27 protein-coding genes are annotated in these 16,653 nt (G+C 41.0%); 8 read left to right on the plus strand and 19 right to left on the minus strand.

The window, feature by feature from the left end:
- Positions 1 to 532: hypothetical protein (locus ABD915_RS07665; protein ID WP_345117092.1), on the minus strand; the 532-nt coding region annotated here is incomplete at its 3' end.
- Positions 533 to 584: 52 nt separating this feature from the next.
- Here ABD915_RS07665 and ABD915_RS07670 point away from each other — a divergent pair.
- Together ABD915_RS07670 and ABD915_RS07675 are read left to right on the plus strand one after the other, a co-directional pair.
- Complete coding sequence (locus ABD915_RS07670) at positions 585 to 899, plus strand: type II toxin-antitoxin system RelE/ParE family toxin (protein ID WP_345117094.1); 315 nt, start codon at positions 585 to 587, stop codon at positions 897 to 899.
- A gap of 17 nt (positions 900 to 916) precedes the next feature.
- Positions 917 to 1,231 (plus strand): HigA family addiction module antitoxin, encoded by a 315-nt coding sequence (locus ABD915_RS07675; protein ID WP_345117096.1) that lies wholly within the window; start codon positions 917 to 919, stop codon positions 1,229 to 1,231.
- 41 nt (positions 1,232 to 1,272) lie between these two features.
- On the opposite strand, the gene ABD915_RS07680 is transcribed toward ABD915_RS07675, so the two are convergent.
- The 11 genes from ABD915_RS07680 to ABD915_RS07730 all read right to left on the minus strand — a co-directional run bounded on the left by ABD915_RS07680 (position 1,273) and on the right by ABD915_RS07730 (position 10,038).
- Positions 1,273 to 1,551: a hypothetical protein gene (locus ABD915_RS07680; RefSeq protein ID WP_144755623.1), complete on the minus strand. Its 279-nt coding sequence runs from the start codon at positions 1,549 to 1,551 to the stop codon at positions 1,273 to 1,275.
- Complete coding sequence (locus ABD915_RS07685; RefSeq protein WP_345117099.1) at positions 1,548 to 2,285, minus strand: antA/AntB antirepressor family protein; 738 nt, start codon at positions 2,283 to 2,285, stop codon at positions 1,548 to 1,550. The genes ABD915_RS07680 and ABD915_RS07685 overlap by 4 nt, the downstream gene beginning before the upstream one ends.
- Before the next feature lie 316 nt (positions 2,286 to 2,601).
- Complete coding sequence (locus tag ABD915_RS07690) at positions 2,602 to 2,943, minus strand: head-tail joining protein (RefSeq protein WP_345117101.1); 342 nt, start codon at positions 2,941 to 2,943, stop codon at positions 2,602 to 2,604.
- Position 2,944: 1 nt separating this feature from the next.
- Positions 2,945 to 4,021, minus strand: coding sequence for a major capsid protein (locus ABD915_RS07695; RefSeq protein ID WP_345117103.1), 1,077 nt, complete (start codon positions 4,019 to 4,021; stop codon positions 2,945 to 2,947).
- 12 nt (positions 4,022 to 4,033) lie between these two features.
- A complete protein-coding gene (locus ABD915_RS07700; RefSeq protein WP_345117105.1) occupies positions 4,034 to 4,405 on the minus strand; it encodes a head decoration protein in 372 nt (123 codons plus the stop codon).
- Positions 4,402 to 4,773, minus strand: coding sequence for a hypothetical protein (locus tag ABD915_RS07705; RefSeq protein ID WP_345117134.1), 372 nt, complete (start codon positions 4,771 to 4,773; stop codon positions 4,402 to 4,404). Before ABD915_RS07705 ends, ABD915_RS07700 begins: the two co-directional genes overlap by 4 nt.
- Positions 4,665 to 5,723 (minus strand): S49 family peptidase, encoded by a 1,059-nt coding sequence (locus tag ABD915_RS07710; RefSeq protein ID WP_345117135.1) that lies wholly within the window; start codon positions 5,721 to 5,723, stop codon positions 4,665 to 4,667. The genes ABD915_RS07705 and ABD915_RS07710 overlap by 109 nt, the downstream gene beginning before the upstream one ends.
- Positions 5,713 to 7,284 (minus strand): phage portal protein, encoded by a 1,572-nt coding sequence (locus tag ABD915_RS07715; RefSeq protein ID WP_345117107.1) that lies wholly within the window; start codon positions 7,282 to 7,284, stop codon positions 5,713 to 5,715. Before ABD915_RS07715 ends, ABD915_RS07710 begins: the two co-directional genes overlap by 11 nt.
- Positions 7,284 to 7,532, minus strand: coding sequence for a phage head-tail joining protein (locus ABD915_RS07720; RefSeq protein WP_254475273.1), 249 nt, complete (start codon positions 7,530 to 7,532; stop codon positions 7,284 to 7,286). The genes ABD915_RS07715 and ABD915_RS07720 overlap by 1 nt, the downstream gene beginning before the upstream one ends.
- Positions 7,533 to 7,535: 3 nt before the next feature.
- Positions 7,536 to 9,464, minus strand: coding sequence for a phage terminase large subunit family protein (locus ABD915_RS07725; RefSeq protein ID WP_345117110.1), 1,929 nt, complete (start codon positions 9,462 to 9,464; stop codon positions 7,536 to 7,538).
- A complete protein-coding gene (locus ABD915_RS07730) occupies positions 9,457 to 10,038 on the minus strand; it encodes a hypothetical protein (RefSeq protein ID WP_345117112.1) in 582 nt (193 codons plus the stop codon). Before ABD915_RS07730 ends, ABD915_RS07725 begins: the two co-directional genes overlap by 8 nt.
- Before the next feature lie 87 nt (positions 10,039 to 10,125).
- Here ABD915_RS07730 and ABD915_RS07735 point away from each other — a divergent pair, with 87 nt between their 5' ends.
- The 4 genes from ABD915_RS07735 to ABD915_RS07750 all read left to right on the plus strand — a co-directional run bounded on the left by ABD915_RS07735 (position 10,126) and on the right by ABD915_RS07750 (position 11,302).
- A complete protein-coding gene (locus ABD915_RS07735) occupies positions 10,126 to 10,392 on the plus strand; it encodes a BrnT family toxin (protein ID WP_345117114.1) in 267 nt (88 codons plus the stop codon).
- The gene (locus tag ABD915_RS07740) at positions 10,370 to 10,675 is read left to right on the plus strand and encodes a BrnA antitoxin family protein (RefSeq protein ID WP_345117116.1); all 306 of its coding nucleotides are present in this window, start codon (positions 10,370 to 10,372) and stop codon (positions 10,673 to 10,675) included. Before ABD915_RS07735 ends, ABD915_RS07740 begins: the two co-directional genes overlap by 23 nt.
- A gap of 95 nt (positions 10,676 to 10,770) precedes the next feature.
- Positions 10,771 to 11,034 carry a type II toxin-antitoxin system RelB/DinJ family antitoxin gene (locus ABD915_RS07745; RefSeq protein WP_039757918.1) on the plus strand — a complete coding sequence of 88 codons (264 nt, stop codon included), beginning with the start codon at positions 10,771 to 10,773 and terminating at the stop codon, positions 11,032 to 11,034.
- Positions 11,021 to 11,302, plus strand: coding sequence for a type II toxin-antitoxin system YafQ family toxin (locus ABD915_RS07750; RefSeq protein ID WP_345117119.1), 282 nt, complete (start codon positions 11,021 to 11,023; stop codon positions 11,300 to 11,302). Before ABD915_RS07745 ends, ABD915_RS07750 begins: the two co-directional genes overlap by 14 nt.
- A 42-nt stretch (positions 11,303 to 11,344) precedes the next feature.
- Here ABD915_RS07750 and ABD915_RS07755 read toward each other — a convergent pair whose 3' ends face one another.
- From ABD915_RS07755 to ABD915_RS07775, 5 genes are all read right to left on the minus strand, one after another.
- Positions 11,345 to 11,623 (minus strand): hypothetical protein, encoded by a 279-nt coding sequence (locus tag ABD915_RS07755; protein ID WP_144755623.1) that lies wholly within the window; start codon positions 11,621 to 11,623, stop codon positions 11,345 to 11,347.
- Positions 11,620 to 12,366, minus strand: a complete 747-nt coding sequence (locus tag ABD915_RS07760) for an antA/AntB antirepressor family protein (protein ID WP_345117121.1) — start codon at positions 12,364 to 12,366, stop codon at positions 11,620 to 11,622. Before ABD915_RS07760 ends, ABD915_RS07755 begins: the two co-directional genes overlap by 4 nt.
- 560 nt (positions 12,367 to 12,926) lie before the next feature.
- Positions 12,927 to 13,517, minus strand: a complete 591-nt coding sequence (locus tag ABD915_RS07765) for an antA/AntB antirepressor family protein (RefSeq protein WP_345117123.1) — start codon at positions 13,515 to 13,517, stop codon at positions 12,927 to 12,929.
- 317 nt (positions 13,518 to 13,834) lie between these two features.
- On the minus strand, positions 13,835 to 14,419 hold the full coding sequence (locus ABD915_RS07770; protein ID WP_345117125.1) for a hypothetical protein: 585 nt from the start codon (positions 14,417 to 14,419) through the stop codon (positions 13,835 to 13,837).
- Positions 14,416 to 14,742, minus strand: coding sequence for a hypothetical protein (locus tag ABD915_RS07775; RefSeq protein ID WP_345117127.1), 327 nt, complete (start codon positions 14,740 to 14,742; stop codon positions 14,416 to 14,418). Before ABD915_RS07775 ends, ABD915_RS07770 begins: the two co-directional genes overlap by 4 nt.
- Before the next feature lie 359 nt (positions 14,743 to 15,101).
- On the opposite strand from ABD915_RS07775, the gene ABD915_RS07780 reads away from it, so the two are divergent.
- Both ABD915_RS07780 and ABD915_RS07785 read left to right on the plus strand, forming a co-directional pair.
- Positions 15,102 to 15,284 (plus strand): type II toxin-antitoxin system HicA family toxin, encoded by a 183-nt coding sequence (locus tag ABD915_RS07780; RefSeq protein WP_019220217.1) that lies wholly within the window; start codon positions 15,102 to 15,104, stop codon positions 15,282 to 15,284.
- 20 nt (positions 15,285 to 15,304) lie between these two features.
- Complete coding sequence (locus ABD915_RS07785; RefSeq protein ID WP_144754996.1) at positions 15,305 to 15,727, plus strand: type II toxin-antitoxin system HicB family antitoxin; 423 nt, start codon at positions 15,305 to 15,307, stop codon at positions 15,725 to 15,727.
- A gap of 3 nt (positions 15,728 to 15,730) precedes the next feature.
- On the opposite strand, the gene ABD915_RS07790 is transcribed toward ABD915_RS07785, so the two are convergent.
- Together ABD915_RS07790 and ssb are read right to left on the minus strand one after the other, a co-directional pair.
- Complete coding sequence (locus ABD915_RS07790; RefSeq protein ID WP_345117130.1) at positions 15,731 to 16,273, minus strand: hypothetical protein; 543 nt, start codon at positions 16,271 to 16,273, stop codon at positions 15,731 to 15,733.
- Between the two features lie 10 nt (positions 16,274 to 16,283).
- Positions 16,284 to 16,653, minus strand: a 370-nt coding sequence (gene ssb, locus ABD915_RS07795) for a single-stranded DNA-binding protein (protein WP_345117132.1), incomplete at its 5' end; no start/stop codon positions are given.

The raw sequence follows: 16,653 nt of genomic DNA on the forward strand, positions 1-16,653 counted from the left end.
CATGTCCACCTTCAATTTTATGGTATTTATCCTTATTTCTCACGCCTGTTTCTGGTTCAAAGCTTAAGAAAGGTTCAACGATTCTTGCTGTTACACCGCCTTCTTCTTCATCCATGTTGGGGATATTGGTCACGTAAGTGACTTCAAAGGTTAAAATTGCACCATGGAGCGCTAGAGCCCCGTTATCGCCAAAGGCAAAAGCAATATTTTGCAAGTGGCATGTCTCAACAGTGTTGTTAAGATTGGGATTGGCATGGAAAATCTCTTCAACTTGCCATGCCAATTGGTCGACGAAGCACGCTCCGTTTTCTTGTGTGCTATAACATTCAACATCCACTGTTAAGATGCGCCGCCTTAAGCCAAAATCATGCCCATCTTCGATTGTTTCGTTTTGCGTTGAGATATTAATGGCTGGCATTGCTTCAATAAATAAATTGAAGTCACGCATGTTGAAAACATTATCACCAGCTGTTGTCTTGGCTGCTTTTATCAAATCAACAAATGTTTCTCTTATCGTTTCGCGCGGATGCATGAGTGTTCCTGTTATTTAACATTTATCCTTTTCTTTATATTAGTATCGTGTTATGATACGTAAAAGAACGAATGAAGGTGACTTGGTGATTGAATCTTTTGCGGATAAGCGGTGTAAAGATCTTTTAGAAGGTAATCTACCTAAAGGTTTTCCCACAACTCTAGTACGTATAGCCCAGAGGAAATTGTTTATGCTCGATAAAACAGTTGATCTTAAAGATTTGCGCAGTCCCCCAGGGAATCGTTTAGAAGCATTGAAAGGAGAGCGTAAAGGTCAATATTCTATTCGTATTAATGACCAGTTTCGTATTTGTTTTGAATGGCGTTCTAATGGCGCCTATGAAGTTGAAATCGTAGATTATCATTGATCTATAGGAGGCTTGAGATGAAAAATTATATTGCTATTCATCCCGGAGAAATTTTACGAGAGGAATATTTAAAAGAATATGCTCTCTCTGCTTATGCTCTTGCAAAAGCATTAAATGTTCCACGCACGAGAATAGAACGTATTGTTGCTGAAAATAGTCCAGTGACTCCCGATACCGCACTAAGATTAGCCTATTTTTTTGATACTACTGCTGAATTTTGGCTTAATATGCAAGCAGCTTATGATGTTCATATTTTGCAAGCAGAAAAAGCAGACGAATTTGCCAAAATTAATAAATTCTCCCAAATCAATAAATTTGAATGTACAGTTTAGCCTCCTCCCCACCTTTGAAGTGGGGAAGGACATATTTTACCTTAAGCAACCTTTTTAATGGGATTGTCTAAATTGGGTTCGTAAGCTTTCAACAAAGACTCTATAATCGGAGGTGGTCTTAAAGTTCCAAAATTTGTAATCATTGCCAAAATTTTGAGTGCATTTGGGGTTTCATCTTGAAGCTTGAAAATTAAAGCTTTTTCTATCGCATCCATAGTCTCAATAAGAGTATTAAAAGCCTTGTCTTCAATATCATCACGATCAGAAAATTGATACAACGCCATCCACAAATCGCATAAAAAATCTATACTGGTATTCATTGTACACCTCCACAGATTTGTTCTCTTAAACATGCCAATCCTCTGGATGTGATTTTCGTTGAAGGGAGTACCTTTTCTGTCCCATCTGGTCTTTGAATGGTAATCGCAGGGCAATCCATAAAGCCTTTCTTGATTTTATCTTGATAAGGTAACAGAGGCGCACCTGGAGCCCGTCGATAGACCCAATCATGTTTACGCAAATAATCGGTCAAATCTTTTGGTCGTACCTCTAACATTTTCGCTGCTTCAATAAGACCGAACAGCCCATCAGAACGCTTTAAACCATCCAAAGCCTCTGCTTTTGGAGTCAATTCTGCAATCACATGATCTTTCTGTTCGATTTGGCTTTGTAAGTGATTTAAGACACCAAGTAATGCTTCGGGCTTGGAATAGTCAACTTGTGGTGTTGCTACTTGCTTTGCACGCCGTTCACATTCGATAAAATATAAACGAGCTTCTCTACCTTTCTTATTATTCTCCACCATAGAAAGTTCTTTAGCTACACTTAAAGTGAGATGATAGTCTTTAGAAGGACGACCACCTTGGAGGTTTTCGCCAAAATTGGCGAAAACTATATAATCCTTATTTTCTATAAAGCTGTATTTGTTAATACGGTCTTTAATCCAATTGGAAAAATCCCGTTTTACCTCTAAGAATGTGTGTAGATCACGAGCACTAACAGTTTGAACAATTTCTTGCCCAATTGCTTGTTCTGATATTTTAATGAGAGTCATTGTGAACTCCTTATCGTTAGATGTTTTTCATTGACACTCTAAAGAGAGTGCCGGGCGCTGAAAAACACGGCGATAAGTCCGTCGTTACACTTTCCCCGCAAGGGTATTGTATAGTGCAACCACACCCGACAAAATCACTATATGCTATAAAGCATGTGATGAGTCAAAGTTTTTAAATTTCGGCGGGAAGAGATTATTTCGGTAATCTATCCGCTTATCGTTCGGTGTTTTTCAAGCACCTGATTCGACAATAGACATATTATTGCCATATTGTCAAGAGGTGACTTCATATTTTAAAAAATTAATAAGTGTATCTTTATTTTATCTCCCGCAGAATAAGCTTGTACATACCGGATTCAGAGGCTTGTACCTCTGTGATCACGAAGTGCTCTTGAGAAGTATCTTCAGGCGAAATAATGACAACACTATCTTGAGACTTTGGGGGTAAGCCGCCGATATCATGGATACAGACATCAAGTTCTTTTCGAGGTACTGTTGTGGGAATTCTCCCACCAGCATCTGATTCTGAATGTTTTATGCCGTAAATCGCTGTAATCCGAAACGATTGTTGATTGTCTTTTCGCGTGTAGATGACGGGTTGCCCAAAGGTATTGCGTACATCTTGAATCATTTTATGAAGCAACCCGTGCCATCGCATGTTATTTCGCTCCAATCACTGCTTTGAACAGCATTTCTGGGCGTGTACAGATGTAAAGCGGATAGCTGTAGACCTCCGGTTTTACCCATGCATTACGGTCGTGATCAACGATCAACATGGTGTAGAGAGGTCTTCCAACGGTGTTGGCAAAATCCAAGCTTTCTCCCGGTGCAAAGGTTTTTTGGAATACGCCAGGCGCATCAACAGGAAAGAATTGACATTCATCAGGCTTAATGCCTATGGCACGCTTTGTTCCAGCCTTCGCACTCACATTATAGTTATGAACACTCCGGTAGTTAATGAACGTGACACCTGCAAAGTCAAAACTGCCAAAGCTTCCAGAACCAATGGCACTTGGTGTTGCAACACCTCCAGCGCTATTGAGTGTTTGTGCAAGCGCTGTGTTGAGATAGGTCTCACGAATTGTTTTATGGTTTTTCAATTTGGAAAAGAATTCATTTCCACAAAGCCCAATAATTCGTGAACGATCAGAAAATGCCCCCTTTGAAGCCTCAATCATTCTCATAATGACTTGATCAACATGGTCGGCAACATTTGTTGTTTCAACATTGAGTTTAAAATCAATTGGCTTTGGGGGTGTAATTTCCCATTCCTTGTACCAATCAACAATGACAGAACCATCGGCATCAAGCACAACACCTTGAACAGCGCCAAGCTGCATATTTTCCCATGTCAATTCGATTTCAGAAATCAGTTTCTTTTGTTTTCTGGCAATATATTTCATTGCTGTTTCGAGTTGATCTTCTGTGCCAAATTCACGCCGGTTTTGGATTTCTTCTGATTTCACCGTATCACTTTTGGCAATCCGTGTTGTTTTGAAAAACCGAAGATTACGACCCTCTCTATCACCTTCTGCCAAAGGTGCGCCACGTTCACTGGTTTGAATAAGCGAAAATGTATTATCACGCCGTTCAATCCCAACCACTGTGGTACTGGTTTCAACTTCCTCAAAAAGATTAAGAGAGCTTACAAGACCAGGTTGAAACTCATAGTTTTCAATCGCTTTCATCATTGTGATGCTTGAGAAAGCATCATGTTTAAAAAAATTCATATCCATGTGTGCATTCTCCTATCGCAATAGAATGTTGTTTTTGTCTTCGAAAGACTGAATGGCCGCGTTCTTTTGCTCATCTGTGATGGCATCTGGCCATAGCAGTTCAGAAGCTTTCACTGTGCATAAGCGTGCTGTAATCACGGCGCGTTGATCGGCGCCTGTTGCGTCAACAGTGGCAAAAGAAATCCCTGCCGGTGTTTGGCTGCCATCTGTTGCTGCTGGATTAAGGGGGGTATATTTTTCCGTTGCTGTTACTTTTCCCATAACAGTGCCGGCTTCAACAAATGCTCCTGACGCAAAAATCACTTCTTCATTGGACATATCCGTATCATAGCGTCCAAGATAAGCGCCATTGCGAACATCTTCATAGAAAACTTGATTATTCATTTTATTGCCCTCCAAGCTGCTTCCCATTTTGTATGAATTTTTGCCTTGCTCGCCCCATCACTATGGGGCGCTGTGGTCGAGAGTTTTAAAGATGAACTTTTCGAGACAGCAGCAGATAAGACAACATTTTTAGCCTTCTCAACATTCATGCCGCTTTGAATGGCTTTTGCTGCATCAAAAGAAACACCTAAACGCTTTGCTTGCTTTTCAAGGTTTGTCAGTGCCTGTGCGCGTCTTCTTTCCTTTTCAAGAGCCGCTTTTATGGTTTCTTGCTTATCTTCGTTGTCTTCCTCTTCGTCGTCTTCTTCATCGTCGAAATCTTCGGCATTTTCGTCAATGTCGAGAGTGTCTTCTTCGTCGTCATTGATGACGTCGACGATCTTTTCATCTTCCTCTTCTTGGGCGCGGTATTGTGTGCGTGCCATGTGTTTTTTCCTTCTTTTATTGCTGTTGGGGGTGAGTGAATGGAAGCTGTTAAGGCTTCCAAAGCTTGCGCAAGGGTCCCCTGCGCATCTGCTAATCCAAGCGTGATGGCTTGGTTGCCTATAAAAGTTTCTGCTTTTGTGTCACGAATTGCAGCAGCATTTAAGCGTCTGTTTTGCGCCACCAAATCGACAAACATCTCGTAGAGCAGGGCGCAATCTGCTTGTATTTTTATCTGTGCTGTATCGCTCAAGGGTTCATGAGAATTGCCATGAACTTTATGATCCCCTTCAAAAACAAAGGTCCATTTAATCCCATGTTTTTCATCTGCACGGGACTGGTCAAGATGGGCACAAACAACACCAATCGAGCCCACAACACCCGTGCGAGCAACCCATATTTGAGAAGCAGAGCAGGCAATGGCATAAGCCGCTGAGCAGGCAACCTCATTGGCATGTGCCCAAATGGGTTTGTTATATTTTTTTGAGAGTGTTTGAAACTCTTCAACCAAATCAAACACACCGCCGGCTTCTCCACCACCACTGTCAATATCCAGTAAGACAGCGCGAACATCAGGCTGCCCAATCGCTTCACGAAAAGAAGCCCCCAAACCTTCATAAGAAGTTAGCCCCGATAAAGCCCCAAGCCATGCACCACGGCGCACAAGCGTGCCATGAACTGGTATTATGGCAATATTGTTTTGTACTACATAAGTTTCAGGGGGTCTGAAAGCTTCCGTATCCCCTTGCGCAAAAGCTCTAGGGGGAAACTTTTCTCCTGCAAAAAGCCGTGGTGCAAGAGCATTGAGAATAATATCAAGCTTTGTGGAGGCAAGCATGAGGGGAACACCAAAAAGCCGGGATGCCAAAAACGGCATGTCGAGATTATTCACCATTTGCATGTGCCTTACTGTCTTGGTTACTTTCATAAGTTTCAGAAGTCTCTGAATCTTCCGTATCAATCAGTTGATTGGCTGTTGAGGGCGCTAGCGCATTATCGGTATCAAAGGATAAACCCCGCGTGCGCGCATCTGTGCGTTCTTCTTCGAGTTCGGCATGAATGTTATCAATATCAAAGCCCCGTTCAGCCAACGCCATACGCCGTGTTTTCAAGCCAGCACGGATTTCTTCTTTTTCTGCGGAAATGTCTTTAATGGGGTCAATCATTTCAAGGGGTGGGGCAAAGCTTTCACATTGAAGCCATGGCAAGGAATTTTCTTCCCATCCGGGTAAATTTACGCATTTGCCAAGCACTGCCATTTCGACAAAACGTGCCCAAATAATGCGATTAAACTGAAAGGCAATGATATGTTCTCGCCATTGTTTGACATGGCGTCTAAATTGAATGATGGAGGTTCGCACATTGGAAAAGTTCCCCCGCGTAACATCCCCTGTCACAACGGCATAAGGCATATTGAGAGCAGAACAAATTCTTGAAATATTGCGAAATTGAAAAGCCTCATAAGAGCCACCAACCTCAACAGGATTTGAGAATGTAACTTGTTTTTCACCATCGACCACGTTAACCGAGCCAGGGTAAATTGGATGCTCTTCGGGGACCTCTTCAATCTTCTTTTCCACCTTCTGTTCAATTTTCGTTTTTTCACGATTCTCCTCTAACTCTGCCTCATGAGATTCCTTGCCTGTAATAAACACTGCAAAAAGAGCCGCTGTTTTTTTTCGTTCAAGTTCTGCATCATCATAGGATTCAAGTTGGAAGATCTTTGTCATAGCACGCGTTATTTTGGGAGAACCGCGCAATTGTCCGGCAATACGGCGCTCTTTGATATGAATGACCATTTCAGCAGGGACACGCACGCGCTCTTGGCTCTCAAAGACTGTGTTGGAAGGGCAATCATCATAGGGGTGATGTTTCCAAAAATGATAAGCAACGCGCTTACCCCTGGCATCGAATTCAATTCCCATACGAATGTAATGGCCTTCAATCTCAGCCGGTCCATTATAGGAGAGATCCAACATTTCAGTGGGATAAACTTGCAACTGAAGAGGCACACCAGAGCGCCCGTAGAGATCAACATAATGCAATCTTACAAAGCACTCTCCGGTCAAAAAGACCTCTCGTGCAATGGTTGTTTGCAGACCATAAAAGCTGGCATCTTCATCATAATCGGCTTCATCAACCCATTGCCACCACAAGTCTAAAAGCTTTTTCTTTTCTTCTTGAAAGCCTTCAATGCGAGGATAAGGTTTAATCCCATCACTTACAGCCGCAGAGACCCATTCCTCCGTTGCAGAACCATAAAGAGATTCATTGTCATAAAGCCACCTTGAACGGGCAACAATGGTATCTCCGCATTCTTCAATGGCTTTATTGATATGTTTTTTTGCGGGGTCAAAACCACTCATACGGCGGCTTTTGCTTGCCGCTTCAAAATGGGGATTGTGTTGACGAGAAATTTTAAAAAAGCCCGTAATTTTATTGAACAAACCAGCCATTAATAGCCTCGTGATATGTTAAAATAGAATACGCGTGCACTTTTACGCCCTTCAAGGTCCGCTATTTGCCTATTCAGCATCTCAAGCGCTCTGCGAAGTTCCTCAACAGAGCGGTTGCTGACTTGCTTATCGCCATGGCGCACCGATTGTGCTCCCGAATAAAGAGCTTCTTCAATTTGCTCACGCCGCCTTTTTAAACTTTCCAGTCTCGAAAATTTGCTGTTCATTGGTTCTAAAGTTTCATCCACAAATTACCTCCAATCCCCTCGCATATAAGGATTCATCATTGTTCTGAATGGCTTCTTTTTAGGCTGTATTGTCTGAGATCTTCTTGGAGAAGGAGAGGGCACATGTTCTGATGTTGGCTGCTCTAAAGAGCCCTCAATTTTAAGTTTTTCCAAACGCTCTTCTAAAATATCGACTTCTCGATTAAGGTTTATTCCTGCCGAAATCAGACCTTGTAAAGCCGCATAAGCATAGACCCTACAGTCCAAGGCTTCATTTCTTGCCTTTTCGCTTTTTTGCCATTCAATGCGCTTGAAGCCTTTAAAATATTTGATTACTTTTCTTTCAGCGGTCAGTTGGTCAAAATATTCCCGATCAAGGCTTTTATGAAAGTGTGTTGCACCAGCACCCGATGCTTCAGGACCAGATTTTTTAAACCGTGCTGTGATAATATCTTTCGCCGCATCAACCCCAACAATATAAAGATTAATCTGTCCTTTGTTGTTTCTGCTTGGGCGGCGTGGCCATACTGCGCGCCAGCCAGCCTGTCCCTTAATGCCCCAGATGCGCCGCCCCTCACGCGGGCGTACATAATTATAAACAGCCTGTGTATGTCCACCACCGGTATCAATACAAGCCGCCGTTATTCTAATACCCTCTTTATAGCCTGGATGTGGCCAACGTTTTGCAAGATATTCATCCAATTGGTCCCACACTTCAAAAGAAGAGGGATCACCAGGGATAACTTGATAATCAATATGCCAACTTTCTTCACTGCGTCCCCATCCCACCACTTCAAGCTCTAAACGGTCATTTTGCACATCAATGCCTGCCGTCAACAACACGGCTTGTTCTGGTGCAAGGGGATAATCTTCACGTTTTGCATAAAGGCTATCTGGATCAACAACTTCGCCTGTTCTGTCTTCCCATGGCTCTCCAAGCACTGTGTTGACAAAAGGCTGCAAAAGCGCTGGATCATCCTTGGCATCTAAAAACTCTCTTGCGCATTCCCCCCAAGTAAGCCAAGGGGAATAGAGTGCCGAAATATGGTAAGAACGCAAGTTCGGTCTGCTTGTCTCACTGGTTGGCACCCAGCACGCACCTCTTTCTTCACTCATGAGATCTGTTTTTCTGTGCTCGGCATGTTCATGACCACAATGCGCACAAACAAAAACAGCTTTTTCGGGGGCGCCTTTTGGCCACTTGATTTGTGACCAAACAATGGGCTGTAGAACACCACACGCATCACAAGGGACATTATAATATCTTTGATCACCAAGCACGAAATCCTTGGCGATACGGCTTGTGTCACGGTGTGTTGGCGTGGACAATTTAAAAATCTTTCTCTGCACAAAGGTTGAGGTCCGCTTTTCCGCTATCATCACCGGATCACCTTCGTTATCCACACTGAGAGGATAGGCATCCACCTCATCTAAAATCAGATAACGAATAGGCATAGAGCGCAAACCAGCAGCACTGTTTGCTCCTGTAAGCATCAATGCACCACCATCAAACTCTTTCGAAAACATTGTATTGCCGCTGTCGCGTGCCCGCGCTGGGGCAATGCGTTCGCTTAAAGCAGGGCTTACCATAATCATTGGGTCAAGACGGGTTTTTGATAATTTCTTCGCTGTCTCAACCGTGGGCATCACATAAAGTGCGGGTCCTGGACTATAATGAATAGCATAACCGCAAAAGTTCAGTCCTGCCTCTGACATGCCAACTTGCGCCCCTTTCATGACAATTGTTGTTTCAATAGGTTTGTGAGAGGAAAGATTATCCATGATTTCGCGCAAATAAGGGGTGCGCTTTGTTCTCCACAATCCAGGTTCAGCACTTGCTACGGTGCTAAGGTATCGATTTTTATCCGCCCATTGCGAAACCGTGTAGGGTGGGTCTGGTTGTCGTGCGTCATTGGCATTAGCGAAAAATTCTTCGACTGCATTGTCATCCATTATTCGTTTCTTGCAAGTTCTCTAACTCTGGAGAATGAGGATCATGAAAAGGCACTGGAATATGAACAGCCTCAAGCAAAGCTGTTCTCATGTAATAATCAATAGCCCCTATCAGGCTTGCGGCATCACATCCAACTTGTGCAGCAATGCTTGCTCCAAAACGATGAGGAAAATTCAGCATGGCATCACGGTGCGCTCTTCCAAACTCACGGGCTGCTCTCTTTACTTCTTCACGGTCAACGGTTGTTTCGCGCAATCGTTCAAGGGCAATTTTTTCTTTTGCTAGCGCAACTTGCATTCGCTCCAGTTTTATCTTGTATTCATTGGCACCCTCTGTGGAGGCTTGTTTGATCTTTGTCCGCGGTTGTCCATCAGGCGCTAAAAATGGGGGTGGGCGCTTTGTTGGATTCTCATTCCAGATGCTTGTTGCAACGGCTTCATTGACAGAACCATCTTCAAAAAGAGCCGCATCAAATTTACCTGTCTTAAATCGTGAAACAACCGCATTAGGAGAAACACGCATCTTTTTCGCAAATGCACGAACCGACAAACCCTCACGACGCTTCTTAGTCATTGATAGTTTATCCTTCTGAAACACTTATACGAATTATCGTACACTTTATTTATTGACTATGTCGTATTTTAAGTGTACATAAAATATATGAAGATAGTGTGGGATGAACCAAAAAGAGCTATAAACATTGATAAGCATAAGCTTGATTGTGCTGATGTTATTTACTTTGACTGGGAACACGCTCTTATTGATGCAACCTATTCAAATCGCATGAAGGCTATTGGACATTTTGCTGATGGCACAACAGTTGTTGTTTTTGCAAAGCTTGGCAATGCAGCGATATCCATTATCAGTTTTCATCAAGCGAATAAAAAAGAAAGAGAGGTTTTCAATGACGATCAAAAAAACCTTTGAAGCAGGATGTGATTACGCAAAAGAAGATTGGGACGCTGTGGATTCTCCACCATTGACAGATGAAGAACTTGCACGCTTAAAGCCAGCTAAAGATGTTTTACCCCCCTCCTTTTTTAAGTATGTAACAGAAGAGCGCCGTAAACGTGGTCGTCCACCCGTTGAATCTCCTAAACAAGCGGTTACTCTACGTCTTGACCCAAACGTTATTGCCTCTTTTAAAAAACAAGGAAAAGATTGGCGCACACGTATGAGTGAAGTCCTAAAAAAAGCAAGTGGATGTTAAGTCAAACTATTTCTCCATTCTAAAAAGTTCTTTACAGTTGAAATTGAACTTCAATTGTACTACATTGAAATACAATTAAGAGAGGAGAAATCACTATGGCTACCAGTCGCATGGTTCAAGCACGTGTACCGGAAGAGATTCAAAATGTTGCTAGTCAAGTTATTCAAGCCTCTGGTTTGTCAGTAAGTGATGTCGTGAGAGTGTTGATGACACGTATTGCACAAGATAAAGCTATTCCTTCTTTCTTATTTCAACCCAATGCAGAAACCATAGCGGCTTTTGCCGAACTTGATGAAGGCAATTTAAAAAAGTTTCATTCCGTAGACGAATTATTTGATGATCTCTATGCGGACGATTGAACGTACCACCATTTTCAAACGTGATTTCAAGCGTGAGATGAAAGGGCGGCATCGGCATCTTTTAGATACTGATTTACGCACAGTCATTGCAGCATTAGCGAATGATCAACCTTTAGAATTTCGGTATCGTGATCATGCACTGACTGGAAATTGGAGCAATTACCGAGATTGTCATATTCGACCTGATCTAGTGTTGATTTACCGCTTGATTGATCAAGACCGATTGGTTTTGGTGCGTCTTGGCTCTCATTCACAACTTGATCTTTAAATCACCTCCCCACCTTTGAAGTGGGGAAGGACATATTTTACCTTAAGCAACCTTTTTAATGGGATTGTCTAAATTGGGTTCGTAAGCTTTCAACAAAGACTCTATAATCGGAGGTGGTCTTAAAGTTCCAAAATTTGTAATCATTGCCAAAATTTTGAGTGCATTTGGGGTTTCATCTTGAAGCTTGAAAATTAAAGCTTTTTCTATCGCATCCATAGTCTCAATAAGAGTATTAAAAGCCTTGTCTTCAATATCATCACGATCAGAAAATTGATACAACGCCATCCACAAATCGCATAAAAAATCTATACTGGTATTCATTGTACACCTCCACAGATTTGTTCTCTTAAACATGCCAATCCTCTGGATGTGATTTTCGTTGAAGGGAGTACCTTTTCTGTCCCATCTGGTCTTTGAATGGTAATCGCAGGGCAATCCATAAAGCCTTTCTTGATTTTATCTTGATAAGGTAACAGAGGCGCACCTGGAGCCCGTCGATAGACCCAATCATGTTTACGCAAATAATCGGTCAAATCTTTAGGTCGTACCTCTAACATCTTTGCAGCTTCAATAAGACCGAACAGCCCATCAGAGCGTTTTAAGCCCTCCAAAGCCTCTGCTTTTGGAGTTAATTCAGCAATCACATGATCTTTCTGTTCGATTTGGCTTTGTAAGTGATTCAAGACACCAAGTAATGCTTCGGGCTTGGAATAGTCAACTTGTGGTGCAGTTATCTGCGGTGTTGCTACTTGTTTCAAAAGTCGTTCACATTTGATAAAGTATTGACGTGCTTCATGCCCTTTATCATTACGCTCAATCATGGAAAGGTGTTTAGCCATGTCTAAGGTGAGATGATAGTCTTTAGAAGGGCGCCCACCCGAACTTTCGCTCAAAAAAGAGCAAAAGTCATACCCTTCTTTAAATTTACAATCTTGAATACGTCTGATAATCCAATCTTTAAAACTGGTTTTTACTTCTAAAAATGTGTGTAATTCGCGTGCGTTAACGGTTTGAACAGTTTCCTGTCCAACAATTTGTTCCGATATCGGAATAAGAGTGTTCATGTGAACTCCTTATCGTTAGAGGTTTCTTAATGACACTCTAAAAGAGTGCCGGGCGCTAAGAAACACGGCGATAAGTCCGTCGTTACACTTTCCCCGCAAGGGTATTGTATAGTGTAACCACACCCGACAAAATCACTATATGCTACAAAGCATGCGATGAGTCAAAGTTTTTAAATTTCGGCGGGAAGAGATTATTTCGGTAATCCATCCGCTTATCGTTCGGTGTTTCTTAGGCACCTGATTCGAAAATAGACATTACAGAAATAATGTCAAGAATAAAAATAATTTTCATCTCAAAATAATCGCATACTGTACAGTACACATATTAAATTCGTTATTTATCAATGTGTTGTGTGTACAATGTACAGTCAATTTGAAAATTCTGTCGCTAGCGATAGTTCGCGCTAGCCTGCCCCGCAACGAAGCCAACCCGCTGGAAAGTACCTTTTGCATTGATTTTATTGTATTTTTTCTGGAATAGGAGAGGCATAATTGGCAATCTTCTTTAAATTAATATCCTCCCCACTTTGCAAGCAGGGAAGATGAAATCATATTTTAAACTAAGCGACTTTTACAACAGATCTTGCTAGAACCTGCTTTGCTTCTTTAATTAAGGCTTTATACTTTCTGTTTTCTTCGTCTACTCTGAAGGCATCAAGAAGACGCATATGAATAGGACCTAAAAGATACAAAACTTTTTCACCAGCGTTCATCCCCTCCCAATAGCTTGGCAAATCAAAGCGTGTATCATGGTCATAATCAACAGATTGGTTTCTTAGTTTCTTTTCACACTCAATAAAGTAACGTCGTGCTTGACGTCCTTTCTCATTACGTTCCACCATTGAGAGCTCTTTCGCCATGTCTAAAGTGATGTGATATTCTGTACTTGGACGACCGCCTTTAGGTTTCGGTAAATTTTTACCGAAACTCACAAAGCCTTGATTTTCTTGGGAGGCATTGGGTTTCGCTAAAATTTTAGCGAAACTTATAAAGTCCTTATTTTCTAGGAAGCCGTATTCTTTAATACGGTTTTTTATCCAATCTCTAAAATTAGAATTGACTTCCAAAAATGTATATAATTCGCGTGCGTTGACGGCTTGAACTGTTTCTTGATCAATCGTTTGTTCTGTAATTTTAATAAGAGTGTTCATAATGAACTCCTTGTTGATTAGGCTTTCTATTGACATCCAAAAGAGGATGCCGGGTGCTAGAAAACACGGCAACAAGCCCGTCGTTACGCTTTCCCCATGAGGGTATTGTATAGCGTAACCACACCCGACAATATTATTATACGCATGTAGCATATAATGAGTCAAAGTCTTTAATGTGCGGAAGACTGATTATTTCGGCAACCAATCCGCTTGTTGTTTTAAGGTGTTTTCTAGGCACCTGATTTAACGATATACGTTTTCCGTGAATCTTGTCAAGAAAGAAAATCTCAGTGTATAGCAAACATAGCTTAAGAGCATTATTTAGCTTTCTTATTGGCGGCATATTCTTGACGAGCAAGTTGGTACTGTATATTGGCAATTAATCTTTCATTGGCTTTTTTTACAATAGCACTTGCAATTTCTGGCTTGGACATCACCCCAGCAATTGAGGGTCCCTCTTGTTTTGCAATAGGGAATTGATCTCCATCCGCTCTTTGAAAAACATTACCATTCAGCTTTTTTAATTCAACACGCTTTGGAAAATTCCCCCCCTTGATAAAACCATGGGGCAAGATTTGTTTTTTTCCAAACATTGTGTAAGTCACACCGCGTTTTGTTTCTCTTGCCTTAAAAAATTTAAGAGGTATCGGTGTTCCAGAACCAATGATATCTGTCTCAAGAAACTTAGCTGTAGCCTTTCCTTTAATATAAACGCCTTTTTTAACGCGCTTTGGTTGGGCTGATGCAACATCGGCAACTTGCTTCTCAGTAAAGCGCTCGACTTGCTTTGCTGCGGTGTTGATAGCATTACGCAAAGCCCAATTAAGGCGTGGTGCTTGAAGATTGGTAAAGGTATCTTTTACCTGTTGAAGATACCACTTTTGATGGATAATTAATTTCAACTTTTAAGCTTCTTGGCAGGAGGTGTTGATGATTTGGAAACTTTAGATGTTTCGGTCTGTTGGGGTGGTGCTTCTTCAGCACCTGGTTCAGAGGATACTTGTACCACTTCTTTTTCTACAGGCTCGATTTGTTCAATTACCTTATCTGGCTTTTCTGTTGTCTTGATATTAACAAAAGGTTTTGCAGCATTGGCGCGTTTGAGGCGTGCGTAGACTTGATTGGAAACCTCCACAAATGGATTACTTGGAGTTGAGGTTTCAAAACGGATAGTGCTTTTATTATCGCCAAGAACACACATTGGCTTAGTGATGATTGCTTTCATCTTTGCTCCTTTTGAGTCATAATTAATGACATCATTAGTCAATAAATGTCATTTAATGGCTTTTGACATTTGCACAATAGATTAGCCTGTTTTCTCAATAAAAACAGTATGTTAAACCATTTTTAGAGCTTAATACTTTATCAAATTTTAGGGAATATCTTTGAATTTTAGACACAATACGACTAGTGCCGTGCTGCTACTAGATACGATTTTTCACGTATTGTCAATAGAAAAAATCTATATTTTGTATTTTTTTTATTTTTTGATCAAAACTTAGTATTTTAAAAGTCAATCTTTAATTTTATACAATTAACAACATTAGTGTTGTATTTAAACATTTTAGATGTTATATTATATTTATGAACAGTCAAGAATTAAAAAGATATCTTACAAAACATGGTTGCAGTTTTACCTCAGGGAAAGGTGGCCATTTGCTTGTAAAACGTGGTTCTAAAAAATCCGTTTTACCTATGCATGGTACGCGGAAAGAATTAGGAACGGGATTAGTTCAAAAGATTCTTAAAGATCTTGACCTAAAGTAAGTCTGAATATGGAGATATAAATGAAATATGCACTTAAATTTATCAAAGATGACAATGATACTCTTCTTGTTGTTTCCAAAGACTTTCAAGAATTTATTACCTATGGTAACGACGAAAAAGAGGCTTTGGAACACGCTAAAAATGCACTTTTAACAGTTATTATGGGGCGTTTCCAAGATCGAGAAGTTGTTCCTTTTGGTGCTCGTGATACTGCCTATCCTTTTGTTGAAGTATCTTCATTGGTCACTTTAAAAATTGCAATACATAACGCTATGGTTGAAAAGAATTTACGCAAAGCTGATCTTACGCGTCTTTTAAAACTCAATCCAATACAAATTGATCGATTGTTGGATTTAAACCACGCAACAAAATTAGACTCTTTAGAATCCACTCTTATTACTCTTGGAAAAGAGGTTACTATTAGTATCCAAGATGCCGCTTGAAACTTATTGGTTTTGCGTAAAATGTTTATGGAGCGCATTAAGAGCAACATACAGCGAACTAACAAGATATGATAGTGATTGATCTTCGATAACAAGATATTGTAATGCGGCATGAAGATTATATTGATGGTAAAAACATTGCGCTTCTTTTATCGCCTCTTTCGTTTCTTCATAACAATGAGTTGCTCTTTCAATCCACCGTTTTTGTGCCTCCTCATTTGATGAAGGAGTAAAGTCATCATAAACAGCATTAGGCAATCCTTTTGCACATAGGTAATTGTTTTTCACTTCGAGGTATTTTTGCGCAGCATCATATTGATCTTGATTGATTTTGCCTTGCAAATAAAGCCGCCCGATATAGGTACCAGAAAGCGGATTTTTCGCCTCTTCTATGGTCAAACAGAAGCGTTTGGCACGCATTTCAATTGCCAATTTATCCATGGGTTCATGCGGTGTTTTTGCTCGTGAGATGCGTCCGTTTGGTTCTCTTACACATCCGTTGATCCGTGGACGACCACGTTTTGCACGTTTTTTTCTTTTTGTCATATTTTATCAATCAGAATGGAATAGCATTATTAAGAGATATGCTATGGTCAGCAGCCCCTGAAGCGATAGCATAACTTTGAGAAGTCACGGGTGAGGGGGATACGGATTGTTCTTTCTTTGTATCAAGTAGGTGCAATTCGCCTTTATATTGTGACAAAACAATCTCTGTTGTGAAGCGGTCAATACCGTTTTTATCTTGCCATTTGCGTGTTTGTAATTTTCCTTCTACATAAACTTTTGAACCTTTGTGTAAATACTGAAGTGCAATTTTTGCCAAATGTGGATTAAAAACCACTACGGAATGCCATTCTATTTTCTCTACTTTTTGGTGTGTGTTTTTATCTGTATAGTTCTCAGAAGTGGCCAGCCGAAAATTGACT

Origin of the sequence: Bartonella jaculi, from assembly GCF_039543045.1 — a bacterium.
In the GTDB taxonomy this organism is placed as follows: domain Bacteria; phylum Pseudomonadota; class Alphaproteobacteria; order Rhizobiales; family Rhizobiaceae; genus Bartonella; species Bartonella jaculi.